At 56.4% G+C, this 22,863-nt stretch carries 21 protein-coding genes, 1 tRNA gene and 1 pseudogene; 15 read left to right on the forward strand and 8 right to left on the reverse strand.

Annotated features, from left to right (window positions below; genetic code table 11):
- Positions 1 to 29: 29 nt before the first annotated feature.
- From BN2154_RS04500 to BN2154_RS04515, 4 genes are all read left to right on the forward strand, one after another.
- Positions 30 to 106: transfer RNA gene (locus BN2154_RS04500), tRNA-Pro, on the forward strand.
- A gap of 98 nt (positions 107 to 204) precedes the next feature.
- A complete protein-coding gene (locus BN2154_RS04505) occupies positions 205 to 588 on the forward strand; it encodes a hypothetical protein (protein WP_050617692.1) in 384 nt (127 codons plus the stop codon).
- 331 nt (positions 589 to 919) lie between these two features.
- Positions 920 to 1,303: a hypothetical protein gene (locus BN2154_RS04510; protein ID WP_050617693.1), complete on the forward strand. Its 384-nt coding sequence runs from the start codon at positions 920 to 922 to the stop codon at positions 1,301 to 1,303.
- A 277-nt stretch (positions 1,304 to 1,580) separates the two neighbouring features.
- The gene (locus BN2154_RS04515; protein ID WP_050617694.1) at positions 1,581 to 2,201 is read left to right on the forward strand and encodes a hypothetical protein; all 621 of its coding nucleotides are present in this window, start codon (positions 1,581 to 1,583) and stop codon (positions 2,199 to 2,201) included.
- A 293-nt stretch (positions 2,202 to 2,494) separates the two neighbouring features.
- Here the strand turns inward: BN2154_RS04515 and BN2154_RS04520 are convergent, their stop codons facing one another.
- The 6 genes from BN2154_RS04520 to BN2154_RS04545 all read right to left on the reverse strand — a co-directional run bounded on the left by BN2154_RS04520 (position 2,495) and on the right by BN2154_RS04545 (position 9,126).
- The gene (locus tag BN2154_RS04520) at positions 2,495 to 3,262 is read right to left on the reverse strand and encodes a FadR/GntR family transcriptional regulator (RefSeq protein ID WP_050617695.1); all 768 of its coding nucleotides are present in this window, start codon (positions 3,260 to 3,262) and stop codon (positions 2,495 to 2,497) included.
- 284 nt (positions 3,263 to 3,546) lie between these two features.
- Positions 3,547 to 4,722, reverse strand: a complete 1,176-nt coding sequence (locus BN2154_RS04525; protein WP_050617696.1) for an NAD(P)-dependent malic enzyme — start codon at positions 4,720 to 4,722, stop codon at positions 3,547 to 3,549.
- A gap of 48 nt (positions 4,723 to 4,770) precedes the next feature.
- A complete protein-coding gene (fumC, locus tag BN2154_RS04530) occupies positions 4,771 to 6,135 on the reverse strand; it encodes a class II fumarate hydratase (RefSeq protein ID WP_050617697.1) in 1,365 nt (454 codons plus the stop codon).
- 19 nt (positions 6,136 to 6,154) lie between these two features.
- Entirely contained in the window at positions 6,155 to 6,745 is a 591-nt protein-coding gene (locus BN2154_RS04535) for a FumA C-terminus/TtdB family hydratase beta subunit (protein ID WP_050617698.1), read from the reverse strand.
- Between the two features lie 24 nt (positions 6,746 to 6,769).
- The gene (locus BN2154_RS04540; protein WP_050617699.1) at positions 6,770 to 7,654 is read right to left on the reverse strand and encodes a fumarate hydratase; all 885 of its coding nucleotides are present in this window, start codon (positions 7,652 to 7,654) and stop codon (positions 6,770 to 6,772) included.
- Positions 7,655 to 7,752: 98 nt separating this feature from the next.
- The gene (locus tag BN2154_RS04545; RefSeq protein ID WP_050617700.1) at positions 7,753 to 9,126 is read right to left on the reverse strand and encodes an MmgE/PrpD family protein; all 1,374 of its coding nucleotides are present in this window, start codon (positions 9,124 to 9,126) and stop codon (positions 7,753 to 7,755) included.
- 579 nt (positions 9,127 to 9,705) lie between these two features.
- Here BN2154_RS04545 and BN2154_RS04555 point away from each other — a divergent pair.
- From BN2154_RS04555 to BN2154_RS04595, 9 genes and pseudogenes are all read left to right on the forward strand, one after another.
- Positions 9,706 to 10,866, forward strand: coding sequence for a MalY/PatB family protein (locus BN2154_RS04555; protein WP_050617702.1), 1,161 nt, complete (start codon positions 9,706 to 9,708; stop codon positions 10,864 to 10,866).
- A gap of 185 nt (positions 10,867 to 11,051) precedes the next feature.
- Complete coding sequence (locus tag BN2154_RS04560) at positions 11,052 to 11,903, forward strand: tripartite tricarboxylate transporter substrate binding protein (RefSeq protein ID WP_050617703.1); 852 nt, start codon at positions 11,052 to 11,054, stop codon at positions 11,901 to 11,903.
- A gap of 94 nt (positions 11,904 to 11,997) precedes the next feature.
- Positions 11,998 to 12,441 carry a tripartite tricarboxylate transporter TctB family protein gene (locus BN2154_RS04565; RefSeq protein WP_050617704.1) on the forward strand — a complete coding sequence of 148 codons (444 nt, stop codon included), beginning with the start codon at positions 11,998 to 12,000 and terminating at the stop codon, positions 12,439 to 12,441.
- Between the two features lie 15 nt (positions 12,442 to 12,456).
- Positions 12,457 to 13,971, forward strand: a complete 1,515-nt coding sequence (locus tag BN2154_RS04570; RefSeq protein ID WP_242853693.1) for a tripartite tricarboxylate transporter permease — start codon at positions 12,457 to 12,459, stop codon at positions 13,969 to 13,971.
- 152 nt (positions 13,972 to 14,123) lie between these two features.
- On the forward strand, positions 14,124 to 15,440 hold the full coding sequence (locus tag BN2154_RS04575) for a M20 metallopeptidase family protein (RefSeq protein WP_050617705.1): 1,317 nt from the start codon (positions 14,124 to 14,126) through the stop codon (positions 15,438 to 15,440).
- Between the two features lie 13 nt (positions 15,441 to 15,453).
- Complete coding sequence (locus BN2154_RS04580; RefSeq protein WP_050617706.1) at positions 15,454 to 16,701, forward strand: pyridoxal phosphate-dependent aminotransferase; 1,248 nt, start codon at positions 15,454 to 15,456, stop codon at positions 16,699 to 16,701.
- A gap of 13 nt (positions 16,702 to 16,714) precedes the next feature.
- Positions 16,715 to 17,899, forward strand: coding sequence for a mandelate racemase/muconate lactonizing enzyme family protein (locus tag BN2154_RS04585; RefSeq protein ID WP_050617707.1), 1,185 nt, complete (start codon positions 16,715 to 16,717; stop codon positions 17,897 to 17,899).
- A gap of 33 nt (positions 17,900 to 17,932) precedes the next feature.
- A pseudogene (locus BN2154_RS04590) lies at positions 17,933 to 18,976 on the forward strand (1-aminocyclopropane-1-carboxylate deaminase/D-cysteine desulfhydrase).
- 168 nt (positions 18,977 to 19,144) lie between these two features.
- Positions 19,145 to 19,510 (forward strand): CorA family divalent cation transporter, encoded by a 366-nt coding sequence (locus BN2154_RS04595; RefSeq protein ID WP_050617708.1) that lies wholly within the window; start codon positions 19,145 to 19,147, stop codon positions 19,508 to 19,510.
- 499 nt (positions 19,511 to 20,009) lie between these two features.
- Here the strand turns inward: BN2154_RS04595 and BN2154_RS04600 are convergent, their stop codons facing one another.
- Entirely contained in the window at positions 20,010 to 20,513 is a 504-nt protein-coding gene (locus BN2154_RS04600) for a GreA/GreB family elongation factor (protein WP_050617709.1), read from the reverse strand.
- A 188-nt stretch (positions 20,514 to 20,701) separates the two neighbouring features.
- Between BN2154_RS04600 and BN2154_RS04605 the strand changes: the two genes are divergently transcribed.
- Positions 20,702 to 21,307, forward strand: coding sequence for a glycerol-3-phosphate acyltransferase (locus BN2154_RS04605; RefSeq protein ID WP_050617710.1), 606 nt, complete (start codon positions 20,702 to 20,704; stop codon positions 21,305 to 21,307).
- 44 nt (positions 21,308 to 21,351) lie between these two features.
- On the opposite strand, the gene BN2154_RS04610 is transcribed toward BN2154_RS04605, so the two are convergent.
- Complete coding sequence (locus BN2154_RS04610) at positions 21,352 to 22,035, reverse strand: TIGR00266 family protein (RefSeq protein WP_050617711.1); 684 nt, start codon at positions 22,033 to 22,035, stop codon at positions 21,352 to 21,354.
- A gap of 146 nt (positions 22,036 to 22,181) precedes the next feature.
- On the opposite strand from BN2154_RS04610, the gene trmB reads away from it, so the two are divergent.
- Complete coding sequence (gene trmB, locus BN2154_RS04615; protein WP_094762362.1) at positions 22,182 to 22,856, forward strand: tRNA (guanosine(46)-N7)-methyltransferase TrmB; 675 nt, start codon at positions 22,182 to 22,184, stop codon at positions 22,854 to 22,856.
- Positions 22,857 to 22,863: the final 7 nt, after the last annotated feature.

Genomic DNA, 22,863 nt, shown 5'->3' on the forward strand with positions numbered 1-22,863 from the left:
ATCAAGCCGTCTGGAACAGACGGCGATTTCCGGGTGTGGCGAAGTTTGGTATCGCGCTTGAATGGGGTTCAAGAGGCCGCTGGTTCGAATCCAGTCACTCGGACCAAAGGTGAGTTCTTATAGGACTCACCTTTTTGTTTTCTTAAAAAAATTTGCTGGCTAAGCCTACAAGAATATGGTATTCTTATCTTGAGGTGGTATCTGATGGAAATAATAATATCTGTTCTTGGTGCAATATCTGCTGTTATAGTAGCTGTTATCGGAGCAATTCTCTCGAATAAAAACAGCAATATGCTTCAGTTAAGAAAACTGAAAGAAGAACACTATATTTCATATATCGAATCTTTACATAATCTTGCAGCGAACAATAGTAGCAGAGATGCCATTTCAAAATATACTTATCATCGTGACAAACTGCTTATTGTAGGAAGTGAAGAGGTAGTAAAAAGTATATTGCAGTATGAAAATGAGGCAGTCGGGAAAGAAACTGATTTTCACGATGAGTTCCTCACTAATATAGTAAAAGCAATTAGGCAAGACCTCAAAATTAAAGACAAAAACTTTCCGCAGATTTACCTAAAAAAGTAACATAGATAAAAACCTCTTGCTGACAACTTACAAACCATTGATATGACTGGGTTTTTCCAGATCCTATAATTACACTCCGACCAAACAATGATAATCCGAACTACATTATCCAAGTGGGTAATGTGTTCGGATTTATCATTTCTATTGAAAATGTGCTATGACAAGCAAGGGCGGGAATATGAGTTTCCGCCCTTGCTTGCTTTTTGGAATAATGCTATAATTTACTCAAAAACAGAGGATGGTACGCATTAGGTGTACAAATTAGAATTTACTTTGTGTGTCATAAGCGGAGATGGCGCATTTAGTAAAGTGACTTTGAAGGAGAGGTGCAATGAGCAAACAGTTAAAATATTGGAAAGTATCCAAATACCTCGACTTTATTACTTTTCTCACGCTGTTGCTTTGGGTGGTGCTTCGGCAAGCATCTTTTATTGTATTTCCAGTAAGTGTACTGTTATTGGGAGTACCGCTCCTTTTCTTCTTAATCACAATCGGTTATAACCTAAAATTACCTGCGCCTGATAGATTACACTCCTATCGCTTTGCATATAAGATGTACTGGCATCCTTTTTGCAATTTATCCATGATTTTCGCATTCCTTTTTATTGACCTGCCAAAAGATAGTTTTATCTCTCGAATGCTCGGCATTTTGGGCCTTATACTAATCCTTCTTGTCTGCGGCTGGTCTTTTATCGCTTGGCTTTTCAAACGCTGATTTGGCGGCCCGTTTTTTCGTATTATGGGCATAAGACACCCCCTCCTTTTAGGTAAGACAGCACAAGGCGGGAGCATCGTTATAGATGTTCCCGCCTTTATCATACCTGTTTCTGTTGTTCGGCCTCCCGCTCTACTTTCCACTCTGCGTCGTTGTTTTTTGTCGTGATTCTTGTTATAATTCATTCAATAATACATCATTCTGTCTATAGATTTACTTCAAGAAATTCCTCACAAATGTTACATTAGCAGTATGATATCGCAGTATGGAGGTTAATATGAAACGAAACGTAGTCATTGCAATCATATTTTTGCTTGTATCATTCACAGTTTCTGCTTGCGCACCTGTAGCCCCTATCGACAGTGATACAAGCACGCCTGAATTTTTTAATGACATTGGAAAAACACTTAGTGAATTGAAAAATGAGTATCCTGAAGGCGAATTTATTGTAAGTTTAGATGGATTCCCAGATAGTGCTACTGCATGTTTTGGGGAACAGGGGGCGGAATATGTTTACTTCTTTTTTGGAGGACAGAGCGGTGATTTTGAAAAGGCCATGAACGAATGTGAAGACCAGCTAAAATGCGCTGGTTTTATAACAATAGCAAACATACTTTTTACAGACATGGAAGATGACATGTCCTTTCAAGATTTCTTCTCCCTGATCGGTGTCGACGATTATGAGTACTTCGGAGAAGACACGCCAACTGCAGAAGGTTGGTTAAGATTCATGTATAGTGGTATGGAAGTAATGGTGAATACAAACGAAGCTGTTGCTGGCGGCGGATGGGATATCACAGGAGCAGAAAGAGTGAAGAGTAATGCTCCGGTGTCTATTGTAGACCCAGAAATATTAAATACCAATCAAGACTTAGCTGAGGCGGTTATGTTCGATTGAACTGTGTCATGAGAACACATTACTCAGTTGGTGTGTGCATTTATTTCTTGAGGGATTGTCGTAAAGATAACGATTACTGAATAAGTAAAACAGGTGGGAACATCATTTCAGATGTTCCCACCTTTGTCATGCCTGTTTCTGTTGTTCGGCCTCCCGCTCTACTTTCCACTCTGCGTCGTTTTGATAGCAAAGCCGTTTCGGCATGGTCCAAAACAGAAAAGGGCGTTGTTTTCTGTCGAAAACAACGCCCTTTTTGGTACAGGACGGAACCAATTGAATGCCGGGACAGGCGGTCATCCCGCCGGGGTCGCGTGGAGCAGCTCTTCCGCCTCGGCCTCGGCCAGCTTGGTGGAGAGATTGATACGCACGTCGGCCAGATGCTCCTGCATGGACTCTCTGGCCCCTTCGGCATCCTTTTGGATGATTTTGTTGAAGACCGCTTCGTGGGCCAGAATGGAGTTGTAGGAGAAGCCGCTGCTGTTGGTGGTAAACTGGCGGGAGATATCCAACAGCTCGTAAAGGTTCTCATAGACGCTGGAAAGCACCGAATTGTGCGCCGCACGTACCAGACAGCGGTGGAACTGATGGGAGAGCTGCCGCAGGTGCTGAATGCTGGCATCGTCCATATGAGGGAGCTTTTTTGCCTCACGCATGTCCACAATGGTCTGCCGCAGGGCGTCGATATCCTCGTCGGTGCGCCGCTGGGCGGCATAATAAGCGGCAAAGGTCTCCAGACTGATTCGGAGCTCCAGCAGATCCATCAGAGTGTCCGCCGTGGCCGTGACCGCAAAGTCCATCTTGCCGATCAGATCCTCGACGGTGATGTTGCGCACATAGGTGCCGTCTCCTCGGCTGCTGTCCAGAATCCCCATGTATTCCAGGATCTTCAGCGCCTCCCGGATCGGAACCCGGCTGACGTTGAACCGCTCGGCCAGATCCCGTTCCGAAGGGATCTTTTCTCCGCACTTTAGTTCGCCTCGGGCAATCATGCCCTTGATACTGTCAATGACGTGCTCATAATAACGACCGCCACCTCCATTGGCTTTCGCGGGCGTTCCCATACCGGATCACATCCTCAACATATTTTTTCAAACAAAATCAATCTTTAAAAGTATACCATACTTTTTCTTGAAAAGAAAGGGAGAAGGCCGTAAAAACCGACGGAAAACTTACGGATATGTTTTGGCATGGGACCGGGGAAGGGCGGAAGGCCGGCTGATAGGATACCGTAAAGGCGCAGCATGGATGAAATTGCCCTCGCATAGAGAAATGCTTCTTGGGAGGCAGACCATCAGGAAACTTCATTGGGGCGATGTGAATGGTGAGATCCTCCTTATTCGATGTTTCAACGGATACGGGCGATGCCCTGCTCCTTGGCCTCGTCGGCCACGGCCTTGGCCACGACCTCGGCCACCGACTTGTCCAGAACGGAGGGAATGATATATTCAGGAGAGAGCTGATCGGCAGGGATCAGGTCGGCCAGCGCGTGGGCGGCCCGGATCTTCATGCCCTCGGTGATGTCGGTGGCGCGGACCATCAGGGCTCCCTTGAATACGCCGGGGAAGACCAGCACGTTGTTGATCTGGTTGGGAAAGTCGCTGCGGCCGGTGCCCACCACCGCCGCGCCGCCCCGCTTGGCCTCGTCGGGCATGATCTCAGGCACGGGGTTGGCCATGGGGAAGACGATGCCCTGGTTCATGGTGCCCACCATCTCGGCGGTGACCAGGCCGGGCCGGGACACGCCCACAAAGGCGTCGGCCCCCTTCAGCGCGTCGGCCAGGGTGCCGTGCTCATGGTTTCGGTTGGAGATATGGGAGATCTCCTCCTGGCCGGGATTGAGTCCTGCGTCGCCCTCACAGATGATGCCGTGGATGTCGCACATCACCACGTTGCCGAAGCCCATCTGGATGAGCAGCTTGCCGATGGCGATGCCGGCAGCGCCGGCGCCGTTGATGACGATCTTCACCTGCCCCATCTGCTTCTTGGTGACCTTGATGGCGTTGAGCATGGCGGCGGCCACCACGATGGCGGTGCCGTGCTGGTCGTCGTGGAACACGGGGATGTCGCAGATCTCCTTCAGGCGGCGCTCTACCTCGAAGCACCGGGGCGCGGCGATGTCCTCCAGATTGATGCCGCCGAAGCTCTTGGAGAGGAGCGCAATGGTCTCCACCAGCTTGTCCACGTCCTTGGTGTCCACACACAGGGGAATGGCGTCCACGTCGCCGAACTCCTTGAAGAGGGCGCACTTGCCCTCCATGACGGGCATGCCGGCCGCGGGGCCGATATCGCCCAGACCCAGCACGGCGGAGCCGTCGGTGATGACGGCCACCAGATTGCTCCGGCGGGTCAGGTCGAAAGACTTGTCATAGTCGGCCTGGATCTCCCGGCAGGGCTGGGCCACGCCGGGGGTATACAGGAGGGACAGGTCCTCCCGGGTCTCCACATGCTTCCGGGCGATGACCTCGATCTTGCCGTGCAGGGCATAGTGGAGGTCCAGAGACTTCTGACTGATTTCATCCATGAGTCGATGCTTCCTTTCTCAATGTGGGTGGAGTTTGGCGGCGGGGCCTTACACCATCTCTTCGGGGTGGAATACCTCGTCGAACCGCTCCGCCGTCAGGAAGCCCAGCTTCACACAGGCCTCCTTCAGGGAGATGTTCTCCCTGTGGGCCAGCTTGGCGGTCTTGGCGGCGTTGTCATAGCCGATGTAGGGGTTCAGGGCGGTGACCAGCATCAGGGAGTTGTAGAGGTTGTGACGGCACTTCTCCCGGTCGGCGGTGATGCCCTGGGCACAGTTCTGGTTAAAGGAGGTCATGCAGTCGGTGAGCAGGCGGACGGACTGGAGGAAGTTGTAGATGCACACCGGCATGAACACGTTGAGCTCGAAGTTGCCCTGGCTGGCAGACAGGCCCACGGCCACATCGTTGGCCATGACCTGAACGGCCACCATGGTCACCGCCTCGCACTGGGTGGGGTTGACCTTGCCAGGCATGATGGACGAGCCGGGCTCGTTTTCCGGGATGCGGATCTCGCCCAGGCCGCAGCGGGGGCCGGAGGCCAGCCAACGCACATCGTTGGCGATCTTCATCAGGTCGGCGGCCAGCGCCTTCAGAGCGCCGTGGGCAAAGACCAGCTCGTCCTTGCTGGTGAGGGCGTGGAACTTATTGGGGGCGGTAACGAAGTGCTTGCCGGTCAGCTCGCTGACCGCCTTGGCCACGTCCTCGGCAAAGCCCGCGGGGGCGTTGAGGCCGGTGCCCACGGCGGTGCCGCCCAGGGCCAGCTCGTGCAGGCCGGGAAGGGCCAGCTCCAGCATGGCCCGGTCCTTCTCCAGCATATTCCGCCAGCCGCTGATCTCCTGGCCCAGGGTGATGGGCACCGCGTCCTGAAGATGGGTGCGGCCCGACTTCACCACGTCGGCGTTTTCCGCCTCCAGTCGGCGGAAGGTGGCCGCCAGGGCATCCAGCGCGGGGAAGAGCTTGTCCTCCAGTTCCACCGCAGCCGCGATGTGCATGGCGGTGGGGAAGGTGTCGTTGGAGCTCTGGGACATGTTCACATGGTCATTGGGGTGGAGCAGCTTCCCGCCCGCAATCTCGTTGCCGCGGTTGGCCACCACCTCGTTGACGTTCATGTTGCTCTGGGTACCGGAGCCCGTCTGCCACACCACCAGGGGGAAGTGGTCGTCCAGCTTGTGGGCGATCACGTCGTCGCAGGCGGCGCAGATCGCCTGAAATTTGGCGTCGTCCAGCTTGCCAAGGCCGTGGTTGGCCATGGCGGCGGCCTTCTTCAAAATGCCGAAGGCGTGGACGATCTCCACAGGCATCTTTTCGGTGCCGATCTTGAAGTTCTGGTAACTCCGCTGGGTCTGGGCCGCCCAGTAGCGGTCCGCCGGGACCTGCATCTCACCCATGCTGTCGCGCTCGATGCGGTATTCCATTGTGTGATCTCTCCTTACATTACGCCGGATAAAGGGCGTCAATTTTTTCGAAGGCCGCTTGCTTCAGGCTGGCGTAGATGCTGCCGCCGTGGGTGTCCATGCCTACCACCAGGGGGCCGAACTCCTTGGCCTGGAGGTCCCAGATGGCCTCCGGCATGCCCAGCTCGAACCAAGTCACGTCGTTGATCTTCTCCACGCCCTGGGCCAGCTTGGCAGCGCAGCCGGGCGCCGCCTGCAGGTAGACATATCCATACGCGTTGCAGGCCCGGACGGTGTCCTCGGCCATGCCGCCCTTGCCAATGACGGCCCGGATGCCCATTTTGCCCACCACATCGGCGTAGGGCTCCATGCGGATGGAGGTGGTGGGGCCGATGACGTTCAGACGCCAGGAGCCGTCCTCGTTCTTCAGAGCTACGGGTCCGGCGTGGAACACGGCGGCGCCGGTGAAGTCCTTGGGCAGAGGCCGGCCCTCCTCCAGAAGGCCGCGGATTTTCAGGTGGGCCATGTCACGGGCGGTAAAAATGTGGCCGGTCAGATAGACCACGTCGCCGATGACCAGCTTGCGCATATCCTCCTCCTGCAGAGGGGTGGACAGATGATAGGTAGCCATGATGCAATCTCCTTTCGCTCCCAATTATAACAGCTTTTCCACGTGTCCGTCATCATGAATTCGGATGCCGGCCCGGCGGGCGACCCAGCAGTGGAAGTTGATACAGACCGGGGCGATGGCGGTGTGGGTGTGGGCGCGCTCCATCTTCAGGGCCAGGCAGACGGTGTCGCCGCCGGTGCCGGCGGCGCCCAGACCCAGGGAGTTGATGGCGTCCTTGAGCTCGGTCTCCAGGGTGGCCAGCTCGGGATCGGGATTCACATCGTCCCAGCGGCGGGTGGGGATGGCCTTGCGGCTCAGCTGGGCGGCCACGTCCATCGGACCGCCGATGCCGATGCCGATGCCGTAGGGGGGGCAGGGCTTGCCGCCGGCGTTGATGGCGGTCTCCAGAATGAAGCGCTTCAGGCCGGACAGGTTCTTGCCCAGCTTGGCGGTGGTCATGATCTGCATGGCGTTGCCCAGCTCCGCCCCGCAGCCCTTGAAGCTGATGATGAAATCCACATACTTCTGGCCGGGGACATATTCATACTCGATGTTGGGCACGCCCTTGCCGGTGTTGTTGCCGGAGTTGACGCGGGTCAACGGGTCCACCATGCTCGGGCGCAGATAGCCTTTCTTGGTGGCCTCGGCCACGGCCTCGGCAATGGCATCCTTGACGCAGTGAGGCATATTTTCGTCCCCGTAGGTCAGCCAGGCGGTGGGGTAACCGGGAGACTGGCATACCGCCTTGTCGGCCTGCTTGGCAATGGACAGATTCTCCACCATGGAAGAGAGCATGCTTTTGGCCGTCTCGTTGGTCTCCCGGGCCAGCGCGTCTTCCAGCAGGCCCTTGGCGTCCGCCGAGATCTCCGTGACGGCACGGATAACGGCGTCGTGGACGGATGCGCGGATCAGTTCCTCATTGGGATTCATATAAACTACACTCCTTTTCTCCGATGCTTCGATCGGATACGGTCATTCTGTGAGGATAGTGATGGTATACCCACGCGGACCGATCAGCCGGCGGGCCGTCAGACGACGGCGGCACAGGGGAGAGAGAAAAGGTCGTTGATATCGTTCAGTTCCTCCAGAGCGGCGATGCGGCGGGTGAGTTCCTCTGCCTCGACCCTCGGAAGGATGCCTTTGGTCACGGCAAAAAACTTAGTGTGGGCGTCGTCCCAGGTAAAGGGGTTGTTGAAGTCCCCAAAGGGGTATTCCATCTGCTGGATCAGCCGGGTGCCGTCGTCCAGCTCCACTTCCAGCCGGTGCGGCCACTGGTTGTGGTCGGCTTGATACAGGCCCTCCAGGGCGGGGTCCACCACCACGGTGACCTTGTCCATCAGGGCGCGGGCGGCGGGGGCGTTGGTCTTGTCGGCGGAGAACACCTCGTCGGTCAGGCTGCCGTAGAGGAAGGCAGCGGCGATGCAGTACTGGACGCTGAATTTGAAACCGTAGGGTGTGGCGGGGGCGGGCGCATCCACGTTGTCCTTGGCCACCTGATAGGTGTAGTCGGTGATCCGGACGATGCGCGCCGGGTCCAGGGCGTATTTCTTTTTCAGCAGCTCTACACAATAATCGGCAGAGTGAGTGTGACGGCAGCAGGCGTAGGGCTTGAAGGAATTGGTCTGGATCTGATAGGGCTGGCTTCCGAGGCCGCGGGTCAGGGCCTCGGGGTGATGGTCGGCGGTCATGGCGCCCAGGAACCCCCTCTCGCCGCCCAGGATGTCACGCGCGGCCGTAAAGCCCAGGGCGGCCAGCTCCGCCGAACGGATGCCGCACAGGGTGGCGTTGGCGGTATGGAGCGTCTTGCTCATGGCGCCGTCCTGGATGAACTGCCAGAGGCCCGCGGACTGGGTGCCGGCGGAGCCCATGGCGCTCAGGAACTGCTCGGGGGTCAGACCCAACAGCTTACCGGCGGCCACCGCGGAGGAGAAGCTCCCCACCACTCCTGTGGTATGCCAGTAGTGATAGGCGCCGGGGTTGATCGCCTCGCCGATGCGGGCGCCGGCCTCGTAGCCGGCAGCGATGGCGGCCAGGATTTCGCGGCCTGAGCTGTGGTGCTTCTGACCGACGGCGAGGGCGGTGGGGATGGTGACGACGCCCAGGTGGGTGATGGAGGAATTATGGACGTCATCCATGTCGATGACATGGGAATAAGCGGCGTTCAGCGCGGCGGCGTTCTCGCAGGAGAAACGGCTCAGGCGGCCGTCCCAGACGGTGGCCTCCGGGCGCTGGGGCTGCTGGGAAATGTAACGCCTCCAGATTTTGCCCTGGGGCAGGACCGAGCCGGCAAAAGCCACGCCGATCAGGTCCTCCACACACATTTTGGCGCTGTCCACGGCCTGCTCAGGGAGGTCCTGATAGCGCAGGCCGTGAAGGAAATCAGAAAGCTGTTGTGTAAGCATATTGACCTCTTTCTAACATGTTCAGGATATGATACCGCCGGGAACGGAGGCGGGGAAACGGCGCGTGGCATTCCAATTTGGGCCAAAAAGCAAAGAATGGGGTGCGGCAATAGGAGGGGGCCCTGCTGCTCGTCGCCACCGCGCTGCAGATGGGAAAGCCACTTTATTGGTATACCATTAGAATTATAGCATACCGAAAAATGAAATGGAAGATAGAACACAAATTTTGTGGTTTCCTCAAAAAATGCATTGAAAAAATTGGGTAAAATGTAGAAATAAACAGAAACACCTTTACAACCATAGCTTTGAGGTGGTATAGTTGCAACGATGGTATACCAAAAAGCGGGCCAAGAGAAAAATTTGGAAAAGGACAAGGAAGGACATCCTGAATGACAAGCTTGAATATGAAACCACCGTCACCGCCAAAGCCTGTAAACTGCATGGCAGCAAGTTTGAGGATAGCATTCCCTGGGCATTAAAATACGAGGCTTCGGTAGAGTAGAAAGTAAATTTAGTATACAAGCTGCCTTGCGGACTATATGCTGAACAGCGGAAATTACAGAGGTGGTAACTGTGGAAATGGTACATGATTTCGATGAATATGTCGAACGCAGAGGAACCGACGCCAAGAAGTACAACCAGTACGGACCGGATGTAATCCCTATGTGGATTGCGGACACGGATTTCAAGTGTCCCCAGCCTGTCGTTGACGCTGTGGTGGCCCGTATGCAGGAGGGCGTCTACGGCTATACCTTCAACAGCGAGCGGCTGAAGAAGGCCGGTGCCAGATGGCAGAAGGTTCGTTTTGGGTGGGATGTAGATCCGTCCTGGGTTGAGTACTCTCCCGGTGTAATCGGCGGTGTGATTTGTGCTGTCAGGGCACTGAGCCAGCCCGGTGACAACATCGTGATCCAGACTCCCTGCTATCCGCCCTTCAAGGATCTGTCCGATCACAATGGCCGGCATCTGCTGCGCAACGCTCTGGTGAATGTGAACGGCCGGTTTGAGGTCAACTGGGAAGAACTGGAGCGGATGCTCAGCGATGATCGGACCAAGCTATTTATTCTCTGTAACCCCCAGAACCCCACCGGGCGAGTGTTCACCAGAGAAGAACTGACCCGTATGGGCAAGCTGTGCATCAAGCATCATGTGACGGTCATTGCGGATGAGATTCATCAGGATGTCGTCTACAGCGGCCATAAGCATATCCCCTTCGCCAGCATCTGTCCTGAATTCGCGGAGATCACCGTGTCCTTTATGAACCCCAGCAAGACCTTTAACGTGCCCGGCTTCCGGACGGCTGCGTTTATTGCCTCCAACCCTGTTCTGAAGAGCGCCGTTCACGAGATGCTGGTGAACAATAAGGCCATCGGCGAGAACATCTGCGGTACCATTGCTTTCTATACTGCCTATGAGCAGTGCGATTACTACGCGGATCAGCTCGTGGCCTATCTGGAAAAGAACCGGGATCTGGTGGAGCAGACCCTGAAGGATGTTCCCGGAATTGAAGTCACCCACGCCGAAGGCACCTATCTCCTGTGGCTGGATTGCCGCGGTCTGGGATTTGAAAGTCAGAAAGCCTTGGATAAGTGGCTGGTTGAAATTGCCAAGCTAGGCTTTAACAGCGGTATGTCCTTCGGCCCCGAGGGCGAGGGCTATGCGCGTATGAACATCGCCGCTCCTCGTTCCACGGTCGAGGAAGCGCTCCATCGACTTACAAATGCCGTTAAGGCTTTGTAAAAAAATAAAAAGGGAGAAAGACTATGAAGAAAAGAATTCTAGCACTGACTTGCACTGCTGTTCTGGCTATCTCTGTCCTTTCCGGATGCGGCGCCAAGCCCCCTGCAAGCACTCCTGCTCCTGCTCCGAGCGGCGCTCTCGCTGAGAGCACTGCTCCCGTTGAGTTTCCCACCAAGGACATCACTATGGTCGTTCCCTACGACGCCGGCGGCGGCGTTGACCTGACCACCCGCCTGATGACCGATGCCATCGGCAAGAGCTTCAATGGTCACTCCGTAATCGTGCAGAACGTCAGCGGCGGCGGCGGCGCTGTTGGTCAGACCACCGTTAAGAACTCTGCTCCCGATGGCTACACTCTGCTGGCCTACACCAGCTCCGTCGTAAACAACCCCCAGCTGAAGGAAGTGGACTTCGTCTTGGAGGATTTCAAGCCTCTTGCCTGCGTCTGCTTCGATCCCGAAGTGATTCTGGTTCCCGCCAACTCCCCCTACAACACCTTTGAAGAGCTGATCGCCGCCGCCAAGGAGAAGACCATCAACGTTTCTACCTCCGGGGCTATGACCGCCCATCACCTCGATGGTGTTAAGATCCAGATGGCTACCGGCGCCGACTTTGCCTACATCCACTGCGACAGCGCTCCCACCCAGAAGCAGGAGCTGATCGGCGGCCATACCGACGCCGCTATCTTCCCCCTAGGCGAGATCATTGACGCCATTAACGACGGTACCGTCAAGGCTCTGGCCATTGCTCTGTCCGAGCGTTCTGACAAGGTCCCCGATGTACCCACTTATACCGAGTGCGGCGTTCCCCTGGTTGACGGCGCCTTCCGTGGCTTCGCCTGCCCCGCCGGCGTTCCCAACGCTGAGTTCGAAACGCTGAAGAACGTCTTTGAAGAGGTCGCTCAGTCTCAGGCCTTCATCGACTCCATGGAGCAGGCTGGAATCCCCTATCTGTACATGGGTGCTGAAGAGTTCCAGCAGTACGCTCGGGATGCCAGCGCGGCCCTAGCCGACGTTGTCGCTTTCATGAATCAGTGATTGATTGGCAAGGCCCCCAACAGGAAGCTTTTCAGCTTCCGGTTGGGGGCGGCGACGCCCGATTCCGCACGAGTTTATCCCTGGAGGATTGCATATGAAAAAGAAGGATATTCTTCTTGAACTATCCCTGCCTGTAGTAATGGCCGCGCTTGGAATCTTTGTGCTGATAAAGGCCGAGTCCATTAAGCCGAAATCTGCCGCTACATTTCCCCGAATCTGTGCCGTTCTTATGCTGATCGGTGTGGCTGTTACAATTCTTCAAATCCTGGTCACCAAGAAAAAGACGACTCACTTTGAAGGTCTGCGCGTAGAGAAGGCGCTGCTTCTGCTGCTGATGATTCTGTTGTACACCATCCTGCTGCCCAGAATCGGTTACATCATTCCCACGCTGCTGCTGTGCGCCTGCATCATGCTGCTGCTGAACTATCGGAAACTGCCGGTGATCGGCCTGTGCGCCTGCATCGCGGTCGCGGTTATTTTCGTGCTCTTCAAGATCATTCTGAAGGTTCCCCTTCCGATGCTCTTCCTTGATTTTTAACGGGGGGATTTTAGTATGCTGAATAACATTGTTGCGGGTCTGGGCGCCCTGTGCTCTGCCCCCGCTTTGATCGGTATCCTGTTAGGTACCATTATTGGCCTGATGGTCGGCTCTCTGCCCGGTCTGAATGACTCCATCACCATGGCGGTCCTGATGCCCATGACTTTTGGTATGGATACGGAGCTGGCTATGGGCCTGCTGATCGGTATCTACTGTGCCTCCGCCTGCGGCGGCTCTATCCCTGCTATCCTTCTAAAGATCCCCGGAACGGCTTCCGCTTCCGTTACCGCCTTTGATGGCTACCCCATGGCGCAGCAGGGCCGTGCGGGCAAGGCTCTGGGTATTGCCACCATGTCCAGTTGGGTTGGCGGCATGGTGTCGGCCATTGTGCTTCTGACCCTGTGCCCCTTCCTGGCACAGCAGTCCCTGCGCTTCGGCCCTCCCGAATACTTCATGCTGACGGTTCTGGGCTTTGCCTCCGTCGTGGGTATGGCCGGTGAGAACGTTGGCAAGAGCATCATTGCCATTGCCTTTGGCCTGCTGATCGGCTGTATCGGCATGGACCCCCAGACCGGCTCCGCCCGCTTTACCTTTGGCAACATGTACCTGCAGGACGGCATCTCTCTGGTGCCCATGCTGATCGGTCTGTTTGGTATCACCTCCATTATGGAGTTGTTTGAGAGCTTCCACGGCAACGAGATTATCGCCGCCCTAAAGGAACAAAAGAATAAGATAACCAAGGTGGAGTTGCCCAACTGGAAGGAATGCAGGGAACTGCTTCCCACCTGGGCACAGTCCACCGTCATCGGCAACATTATTGGCATCATCCCCGGCGCCGGCATGATTATGGCCATCTTTATGGCCTATAACCAAGCGGTCACCAGTAATCCCGACAAGAAATTCGGTACCGGTGTGCCTCAGGGTATCGCCGCTCCCGAATGCGCCAACAACTCCGTTGTAGGCTCCTCCATGGTGCCGCTGCTGTCCCTGGGTATTCCCGGCAACTCTTCCTCAGCACTGTTCCTCAGCGCGCTGACCATTCAGGGTCTGCGTACCGGCCCCGCACTGTTCAACAACACTCCTGATGTAGCCTACATGATCGTGCTGGGCTTCCTGCTGTCCAACATTATCATGCTGCCTCTGGCTATTGGCTACACCAGTCTATTCGCCACCGCTGTTCTGCGTATGAAGCGGGAGATCCTCAGCGGTATTGTGATCGTTCTGTGTGTCACCGGCGCCTTTGCTGTTAAGAACAACATCTTCAATATTTATGTGATTATCGCCTTTGGCCTGATTGGCTACTTCTTTAACAAGTTCCACATTCCGCAGTCTCCCCTCATCCTTGCCTCCATTCTCGGCAAGATGATGGAAAGCAACTGGGTTCAGAGCATGGTGTTCTCTCACAACAATTTGGCTGTTTTCGTGACCAGACCCTTGAGCTGTGCGCTGCTGGTCATCTCCCTGGCGTTCATCGTTATTCCCATGATCAAATCCGCCAAGGACAAGAAAAAAGGCGTTGCAAAAGCTTAACAGGTCTGCAACAATCAGAATATCATACCGATCGCATCGTAAGACATTCGGAGTGTTCAGAATCCATTGAACACTCCGTTTTCTTTTTCTGTCGATGAAAACCCGCCCATTCCGCGGGAGGTTCCGCCCCGGAAACGGGCGAGGGAGGTATTATGGAAGCTGAAAAAATTCGAGAACTGAGTCTGGCCTGCCAGACAGAGGTTCTGGCGCTGCGGAAATATTTTCACTGCGCACCCGAGCTTTCCGCCAGAGAACAGTCCACAATGGCCGCCATCGCGGCTCAATTGCAAAAGAGCGACATCCCTTTTACGGTGATCCCCGATGGAGGTATTTTGGCACATCTGGACTGGGCTGACGCCAACGCACCGGACGCCCCCCATGTTTTGTTACGGGCGGACTGCGACGCGCTGCCCATACAGGAGTCTGAAACCAATGGAACATTTTCGAGGGCCTATCAAAGCGCCGTGCCCGGTGTGTCCCATATGTGCGGCCACGATGCCCACATGGCCATGCTGCTCGGTGCGGCCGGCGTTTTGAAGCAACTGCGCCAGGGTGACGCCACCCTTCGAGGCAGAGTTTATCTGCTGTTTGAGCGCGGCGAAGAGGGCGGCTGCAACTACTATTATATTTTGAAGTACATCCAAAGTAAGAAGATCCGAATCGACAGTTGCGTCGGTCTCCATGTGGCTCCCGACCTGCCTACCGGTTCTATCTGGCTGGAGGAAGGTCCCGGACATGCAGGAAACGTAAACTTTGAAATTGCCCTTACCGGGACGGGCGGCCACGGCTCCCGGCCGGATCTGGCCAATAACCCTCTGGACTGCTTCGTGGCCATTGCAAACGATCTGAATACCTTCCGAATGAAGTGCATTCCTCCGCAGGATATTCTTACTGTAAATATTGGAAGTGTCCACTGCGGCGCAAAGAGAAACATCGTTCCGCAGCGGCTGGAATTCAAGGGCACCTGCCGGTTTTACAATTCGAAATCCGGAAGCCGATTTAAGAAAAAACTGCGCCAGATCATTACAGCCAACGCCGACCTGTACGGCTGTCAGGCGGAGTTTGGGGTTTTCACCGGTCCCAGCATGGCACAGCTCAACCACCGGGAGGCTGCGGCTTTGGCGCGGAGCGCTTTTCGGGAAGTGTTTCCCGAGATCACGCAGATCGCGGAAAAGGAGCCGGAAATGAGCTCGGAGAGTTTCGGCGTGCTCTGCAGCTACTACCCCGGCATGATGGGGCTGCTGGGTACCGGCTGCCCGGAGAAGGGGACGACCCAGGGGCTCCACAATCCACAGTTTGACCTGGATACGGACGCGCTGCCCTACGGCGTGGCCGCCTATGCGGCCTATGCAATGAAATACCTAGAAGAAAATCCGCAATTTTCTTTCCAACCCTTCCCCGGAGACATAGACGAAATGATGGCTTATACCGACCGTCCCGTACCCCCGAGACTGGACCCGGAAATGTGAAAGGAGGAACCTTGTGGATTATGTAACTCTTGCATCCCATGCCATCCGTCAGTATGCGCCGGATCAGATTTTTACCGCGTCCCAGAGGGCCAAAGCGGATGCTGCCGCTCTGGGCGAGGACGCTGTCATCAACGCCACCTTGGGTGAGTGCTTGGATGACGACGGGAAGCTTATGGTACTTCCTACTGTAGAGCGGATGATCCGCCAGATGCCGGTCGAGGACATATGCAGCTATGCCCCCATTGCAGGCATCAAGGGATTTAACGAGGCCGTGCAGATCTCTCTGTTCGGTAAGTGTCTGGACCGGTTTTATGTGGAATCTGTGGCCACCCCCGGTGGATGCGGCGCTTTGCGCCACGCGATCTGGAACTTCCTGAACTTTGGAGACGCCTTGCTGACCACCAACTGGATCTGGGGACCCTACAAAAACATCTGCGAAGAGCATGGCCGCAGAATGGTTACCTTTGATATGTTCAACCGGGAAAACACCTTTAATCTGGAAGGTATGGATCGGGCTATCGGAGAGATTCTGGCCGTGCAGGAGCAGCTTTTGATGATTCTGAACACCCCAGCCAACAATCCCACGGGCTACTCCATGACAAAGCAGGAAATGGAACAGACTGTTGCCATTCTGAAAAAGCATGCCGCAGCCAATCCGGATAAAAACCTGACCTTCTGCCTGGATGTGTCCTACATCGACTTTGCCGGCAGCTTTGAAGAAAGCCGGGAGATCTTTGACGCCATTTTTGACATGCCTGCCAACACCATGACACTGTTGATTTTCAGCATGTCCAAAAGCTACACCATGTGCGGCATGCGCTGCGGCGCACTGGTATGCCTGGGCTCGACTGCGGAATCCGCTGCTGTTTTCAAGCAGGCGATGTCCTATTCCTCCCGTTCCACTTGGTCCAATGCGATTCACATGGCACAAAAGATCCTGGTGGACATCAACCTGAACCCGGAGATTCGTGAGCGGGTCAGTCAGGAGCGGGCCGTGTTCCGAAACACCATTACCAACCGGGGACGGACCTTCTGCGCTGCGGCGAAGGAGGCCAGCCTGGAAATCTGCCCCTATCAGTACGGCTATTTTGTGGCCATTCCCTGCAAAAACCCTGTGGAGACCGCCCGAATCCTGATGGATCAGCATATCTATGTGGTGCCCCAGGCCCAGGGGCTGCGGTTCTCCCCCTGCACGGTTACCACAGAAAAATGCCGGAAAGCTCCCGCTTTTATCAAGGCTGCCATGGAACAGACACAATGAGAAGGAGAGCAAGATGAAAATCACTGATGTAAAAGTTATCCCGGTCAATAAGTTTCTGTTTGTCAAGGTCTTTACCGATGAAGGGATCACGGGTCTGGGCGAGTCTGGCGACTGGGGCTTTCTTCTGTCCTCGGGAGAGGTGATTGAGTCCTTTCGGGAATATCTGATTGGAAAGAACCCCATGGATATCGAGCACCACTGGGAGTATATGTACCGCTGCTTCCATTTCCGGGGTGCTGCAGTAATGGGAGCGCTGAGTGCCATTGATATCGCACTCTACGATATAAAAGGTAAGGCACTGGGAGTCCCTGTCTACCAGTTGCTGGGCGGAAAGTGCCGGGACAAGATCCGGGTCTACTCCCATGTCTCTGGAAAGAGCTTCGGGGAGCTACTGGACAACTGTCTGGCAGAAAAGGAAAAGGGATTTACCGCTGTCGGCCACCTGTCTCCCTTCCTGGACGAGCCCCGCTCCGAGCCGTACTTTGAAACCTATGCCTCTATGATCAGCGGCGGTGCGGAGCGGATCGGAAAGATCCGGGAAGCGCTGGGCAACGATGTGGACCTGTGCATCGAAAACCACCGGCGCATGAACCCCGCACAGGCCATTGCCCTGGCTCAGCAGCTGGAGCCCTTCCTGCCCATGTTCTATGAGGATCCGCTTATCCCTGACAACTTTGACGCGATGGCGCTGGTAGCCTCCAAGATCCGGATCCCTCTGGCCACCGGCGAGCGAATCCATACGCCTCAGGAATATGAGATGCTGGTGCGGCGCTGCGGTGTGGACTATCTGCGGGTCAGCATCGGACTCTGCGGCGGCTTTACCGGTGCAAAGAAAATTTCTGCCATTGCAGAGGCTAACCAGCTGGGGATCATTCCCCATAACCCGCTGAGTCCCGTGGCCACTGCCGCCTGCATTCAACTGGACGCCGCGACCCCCTGTTTCACCATTCAGGAGTACCCGGACCCCAACGATCAGGCGGCACACGCCCGGTTTGTCTATGATAAGACCAACGCATCCGTATTCCGCGCCTGCGATATCGTGAAGGAAATGCCGGTATGCGAGCAGGGCTTCCTGCTGGTCTCGGATAAGCCCGGTTTGGGTATTGAGTTGATCGACGACGCTGAGACCCGGTTCCCCTTCGAACGCAGAAAGGTGGTCACCCGGCTGTCCAGCGATGGAGCCGTTATGGATACCTGAGGTTGGGGAGGTATTCGTTTGGATAATACAAAGGTGCATGAGCTTTTCTCTAAATTTCCTAAGGTTTCCCTGGGATTTTACCCCACACCGCTGCACAAGCTGGAGACGCTTTCCCAGGAGACCGGCGTAAACCTGTACGTCAAGCGGGAGGATTTCAGCGGCGTCAGCCTGTTTGGCGGCAACAAGATCCGGAAGCTGGAGTATATTCTGGGCGCGGCGAAAGCGGCCGGGGCAGAATACGCATTCACCTACGGCGCAACTCAATCCAATCACGCCATGGAGACCGCCGGCGCCTGCTGCCGCTGCGGCGTGAAGCCGGTGCTCTTCCTTTACGCGCTGATCGATCCCAGTGAAGAGGACCTGCGGGGCAACATGCTGCTGGACCGGCTTTACGGCGCCGAGATCCATATTACCAGCCGCCGGGAGGGCGAGTCCGTAGAGGAACTGAAAAAACGAAACGCTGCCACAGGAGAAGCCTATCGGCAGTAGCTCATCCAACAGGGGCATATCTGCTGGGATATTCCTGTGGGCGGTGCGACGGAGCTTGGCTCAGTGGGCTTTGTGGAAGGATTCATAGAACTGGAGAGCCAGATGGCAGCCCTGGGGCTGCACGCCGATTACCTGTTCCACGCCACCGGTTCCGGCGGCACGCTGGCCGGACTTCAGGCTGCCCGCGCGCTTTTGGGTTCTGATACGGAGATTATCTCCATAAACGTCAATAAAAAAGGTCCCGATTATCCGGATGACATTGTTCGCCTGGCCAATGGCACCTTATCTCTGCTCGGTGCGCCGGATGGGCTTCGGGTACAGCGGGAGGACCTGCACATCGACCCTGGCTACTATCTGCCGGGATATGAGCAGCCCAACGAAGCATCCAACGAGGCGATCCGTATCCTGGCCAGAAAAGAGGGGCTGGTGGTGGACCCTGTTTACACCGGAAAGGGACTTGCCGGAATGCTGGACTATCTGCACACCGGAAAAATTCCAAAGGGCAGCACGGCAGTATTCCTCCACACCGGAGGCGCTGCGGCTTTGTTCGCGGAAAAGGAGCTTCTGGGGGATCTGCTGAAGGCATAAAAGTTCGCACATAATCTGAAACGGAGCAACGACCGCTGCGGTGCCCGGGTTCGGCGGTCTGAATCAAAGGGAGGAGCGTTATGTATCAATACCGGATTGGCCGGACTCTGACGTCGCTGGAGGGCCGGTCCTGGTGTTCGATCCCGGAATGACGGCACTGCGCAGGAATTGACCGAGTGGGTCCAGTATGATATCCAATTGGACGATATGGTCTGCGCGCTGCTGGAGGATGAGAACGGGTATTTTTGCGAAAATGAGCTACGAATGTTTCGGATGGTGGAAAAGCAGAGCGGCCGTCTGAGGGATGAGGCCGCCCGGACGCTGCGGGAATACGTTCTGCAGGTACGGGAGCTGTTCCAGGCTGAGATCGACATCCGACAGAACCGAATTATGAAGACCCTCGCCATCGTTACCACCATTTTTCTGCCATTGTCCCTGGTGGCGGGGTGGAACGGTATGAACTTTGTGGATATGCTGAAACTGAGATGGCGGTACGGCTATCCGGCTGTAACGAGACACACAAAACGTAATTAAAGAACCTTGAAAGACGTAATTTTACCCGCGATTAAAGGCTTTTCGATAGTTTGTGTGGGCAAGAAAACTGCTGAAAGGCTAACAATATCAAGGCTTTCCTGTTCTTATTTGCTGTTCTGAAACGGATTTCCTGGATGACGCTTGTAGCATTGGGACGCAAGGCCATAAAGGCACCGGCTGTGCCCCATCTCCGCCGCCCTTGACAGCCTTGTACCCCAATGCATTGAGGTAATCAAGAGGTGTTATGCACCTCTCTGAATCAGAGATTCAATTTCTCAATATGCTACCCATACAAACTACCGAAGCCTCATTTATCCATGACATTTTGCGTGTCTTTTTCGTTATTTTGAGGATGGAATATGTAAGCCACTCAGGGCGAAAATAGCAAAAAGAGCCCGCCAGATGCTGGGACTGTGACCAGCGCCGGACGACGGCACGCAAAAAGGGATGCCGCTTGATCAAGCGGCATCCCTTTTTTGTTTTGGCGTGGGACGGATGGTCAGAAGCTGCTGAGGGGCACGGACCCGTCGTCCTGCCCCTTTTGGATGGCCCGGACCACTGCGTCGTAACCGTAGCGGTCATTGACCTGAATGTGGAAGCGCTCGCCCACCCGCCTGCCCAGCAGGGCCTTGCCCAGAGGGGACTCCTTGCTGATCAGGCCGTGGAGTGCGTCCTGCCGCATGGTGGTGACGACCTGATAGGTCTCCTCGTCGCCCTCGTCCTCCAGATAGACCGTCACCCGGTCGTAGAGCCCCACCGTGTCGGCATCCGCCCGGTCGGAGATGACCACCGCGGTGCGGATCATGTTCTCCAGAAAGCGGATCCGGCTTTCGTTGCGGTTCTTCTCCTGCTTGGCGGCCTTGTACTCAAAGTTCTCGCTCAGATCGCCGAAGCCGCGGGCCTCCTTGACGGCCTCCAGCAGCTTGGGCCGGAGCTGGATGCGGCGGTAGTCCAGCTCCTCCCGCATGAGGCGGATATCCTTTTGCGTCAGTTCATTGTGCATGGCAGATGACCTCTTTTTGATTTGGGTTTCGGCAGTGGCCGCACGAATAAACCGCTTGGCGGTTTATTCCGTAGACATTACTATAGCATTTTGCAGGGGGAGAGGCAACGGATTTTACAAAAAGAGGTGGATTTTCCGGGGAGATGGGATATACTACCCTCAGAATGGGAGAAGGGAGCTTCTGGAAGATGGAACGTCTGATCTGCCTGGCCGCAGGGTATGTCTGCGGCTGTCTGCTCACCGCCGAGGTGGTGGCCCGATGGAAGACCGGTCGGGGCGCCCGGACGCTGGGGAGCGGGAATCCAGGCATGGCTAACATTGCCGGTGCGCTGGGAAAGGGGGCGGGGGCCCTGGTGCTGGCGGGCGACCTACTCAAGACCGCCCTGGCCTGCGCCCTGTGCCGTCTGCTGCTGGCTCCTGATCTGGGCCGCCTGGCCGTCCTATACGCCGGACTGGGCGCGGCCCTGGGCCATAATTTCCCCTTCTGGAGCGGCTTCCACGGCGGCAAAGGGGTGACAGTGACCTGCGCCGCCCTGGTACTGGCCTTCCCGCTGTGGGGGACCGTGAGCTGCATTCTGGGGCTGGCAGTGGTGCTCAGTACCGGGTATCTGCCTGTGGGGGCCCTGGTCATCCCGGCGGCGGCGGTGCTGCCTGCCTTCTGGCTGGGCGGTGCCGAGGCCGGAATGCTGGTGCTGACGCTGACGCTGATGATGCTCTCCCGGCACATCCACGGCCTGACCCGGGTGGCCCGGGGACAGGAGCCCCGGAAGTTCCGCCGCACGGAAGCGGAATGAGAAGAGCGCCCCGCCGGCTCCGGCGGGGCGCATTGCGTGCAGGCTCAGTTGCTGCCGGTGGGGAAGAAGGGGGCCAGCGCCGCGGCAAAGCCACTGACCGGCATGGTCTGGAGCACGATCCGGCCCGGCCCGGTGACGATGGTATGGAACAGCCCCTCTCCGCCGAACAGGACGTTTTTCACGCCCCTGACGGCCTGGATATCAATGGAGCAGGTGGCGTCGCACATGGCCAGATTGCCGGTATCCACCACCATCTGCTCGCCGGGAGCCAGGTTGTATTCCACGGCGTAGCCGTCCACCTCCAGGAAGGCCGTGCCCCGACCCGAGAGCTTTTGCAGGATGAAGCCCTCGCCGCCGAAGAAGCCCGCGCCCGCCTTCTTTTGAAAAAAGACGGACAGCTCTACCCCGGCCTCGGAGGCCAGGAAGCCGGACTTCTGGACCACGATGGGGCGGGCGGGGTCGATCTCCACCGCCCGGATGGAGCCGGGAAAGCTGGAGGCGAAGGCAATCCGGCAGGGGCCGCCCTGGGCAGTGTAGGTGTTCTGGAACATGGACTCGCCGGAGAACATCCGGCCAAAGGCCCTGCCGAGGCCGCCGCCGGCGTTGGTCCTCATCTCCAGGTTGGGGCTCATCCAGCACATGGAGCCCTTCTCTGTGATCATGGTCTCGCCGGGGGCCAGCTCGCAGACCACCACGGGCATGGGCTCACCGATGATTTCGTATTTCATGGTAAATCCTCCTGACTTCGAAGTATCGGGACCACTCTATCGTAGTACGGCCGGGGGAAAAGCACAAGAAAAAGATTCGACTTCTGAGAAAAAATGTGGTACACTGACTGCCGGATATACGACGAGCAGAGAGAGGAGACCACGCGATGCGTATGCGGAAAAAGCCCAATCTGATTCCCCGGATGGAGCGCTGTGCGGACTATCTGGTGACCGATCCCCAGCAGTGGCGGGGCCGCTGGCGGGAGAAGGGGACGCCCGGCTGTGAACTGCGCCTGGAGCTGGGCTGCGGCAAGGGCCGCTTCACCTGCGAGACGGCGGCGGCGGAGCCGGATGTCCTTTTCGTGGCGGTGGAGCGGGTGCCGGACGCCATGGTCATCGCCATGGAGCGGGCCAAGGCCGCCGGATTGAACAATGTCTTTTTCATCGACGCCGACGTGGCCCGGCTGACGGAGTTTTTTGCCCCCGGCGAGGTGGAGCGCATCTACCTCAATTTCTGCGACCCCTGGCCCACCAACCGCCATGCCAAGCGGCGGCTGACCCACGAAAATTTCCTGCGGCTCTACCGCCAGGTGCTCTCCGACGGGGGGCAGATCCACTTCAAGACGGACAACAGCGGGCTGTTCGAATGGTCGCTGTTCCAGTTCCCACGGGCGGGCTATGCCCTGGGCGAGGTCACCCGGGACCTGCACGAAAACGGTATCTGTGGGGTGATGACCGACTATGAGGAGAAGTTCCACAACTTGGGAACCCCCATCAACCGCTGCGTGGGTACAAAGGGAGAGCTGCCCCCGGAAGAGTCCGCCGCAGAGCCGGAGGAGTGAGCGCGGA

Origin of the sequence: Intestinimonas massiliensis (ex Afouda et al. 2020) (assembly GCF_001244995.1) — a bacterium.
Lineage (GTDB): Bacteria > Bacillota > Clostridia > Oscillospirales > Oscillospiraceae > Intestinimonas > Intestinimonas massiliensis.

Coding starts and splice junctions, on each gene's coding strand:
- BN2154_RS04505 (WP_050617692.1), top strand. CDS start 205: ATGGAAATAATAATATCTGTTCTTGGTGCAATATCTGCTGTTATAGTA.
- BN2154_RS04510 (WP_050617693.1), top strand. CDS start 920: ATGAGCAAACAGTTAAAATATTGGAAAGTATCCAAATACCTCGACTTT.
- BN2154_RS04515 (WP_050617694.1), top strand. CDS start 1,581: ATGAAACGAAACGTAGTCATTGCAATCATATTTTTGCTTGTATCATTC.
- BN2154_RS04520 (WP_050617695.1), bottom strand. CDS start 3,262: ATGGGAACGCCCGCGAAAGCCAATGGAGGTGGCGGTCGTTATTATGAG.
- BN2154_RS04525 (WP_050617696.1), bottom strand. CDS start 4,722: ATGGATGAAATCAGTCAGAAGTCTCTGGACCTCCACTATGCCCTGCAC.
- fumC (WP_050617697.1), bottom strand. CDS start 6,135: ATGGAATACCGCATCGAGCGCGACAGCATGGGTGAGATGCAGGTCCCG.
- BN2154_RS04535 (WP_050617698.1), bottom strand. CDS start 6,745: ATGGCTACCTATCATCTGTCCACCCCTCTGCAGGAGGAGGATATGCGC.
- BN2154_RS04540 (WP_050617699.1), bottom strand. CDS start 7,654: ATGAATCCCAATGAGGAACTGATCCGCGCATCCGTCCACGACGCCGTT.
- BN2154_RS04545 (WP_050617700.1), bottom strand. CDS start 9,126: ATGCTTACACAACAGCTTTCTGATTTCCTTCACGGCCTGCGCTATCAG.
- BN2154_RS04555 (WP_050617702.1), top strand. CDS start 9,706: ATGGTACATGATTTCGATGAATATGTCGAACGCAGAGGAACCGACGCC.
- BN2154_RS04560 (WP_050617703.1), top strand. CDS start 11,052: ATGGTCGTTCCCTACGACGCCGGCGGCGGCGTTGACCTGACCACCCGC.
- BN2154_RS04565 (WP_050617704.1), top strand. CDS start 11,998: ATGAAAAAGAAGGATATTCTTCTTGAACTATCCCTGCCTGTAGTAATG.
- BN2154_RS04570 (WP_242853693.1), top strand. CDS start 12,457: ATGCTGAATAACATTGTTGCGGGTCTGGGCGCCCTGTGCTCTGCCCCC.
- BN2154_RS04575 (WP_050617705.1), top strand. CDS start 14,124: ATGGAAGCTGAAAAAATTCGAGAACTGAGTCTGGCCTGCCAGACAGAG.
- BN2154_RS04585 (WP_050617707.1), top strand. CDS start 16,715: ATGAAAATCACTGATGTAAAAGTTATCCCGGTCAATAAGTTTCTGTTT.
- BN2154_RS04600 (WP_050617709.1), bottom strand. CDS start 20,513: ATGCACAATGAACTGACGCAAAAGGATATCCGCCTCATGCGGGAGGAG.
- BN2154_RS04605 (WP_050617710.1), top strand. CDS start 20,702: ATGGAACGTCTGATCTGCCTGGCCGCAGGGTATGTCTGCGGCTGTCTG.
- BN2154_RS04610 (WP_050617711.1), bottom strand. CDS start 22,035: ATGAAATACGAAATCATCGGTGAGCCCATGCCCGTGGTGGTCTGCGAG.
- trmB (WP_094762362.1), top strand. CDS start 22,182: ATGCGTATGCGGAAAAAGCCCAATCTGATTCCCCGGATGGAGCGCTGT.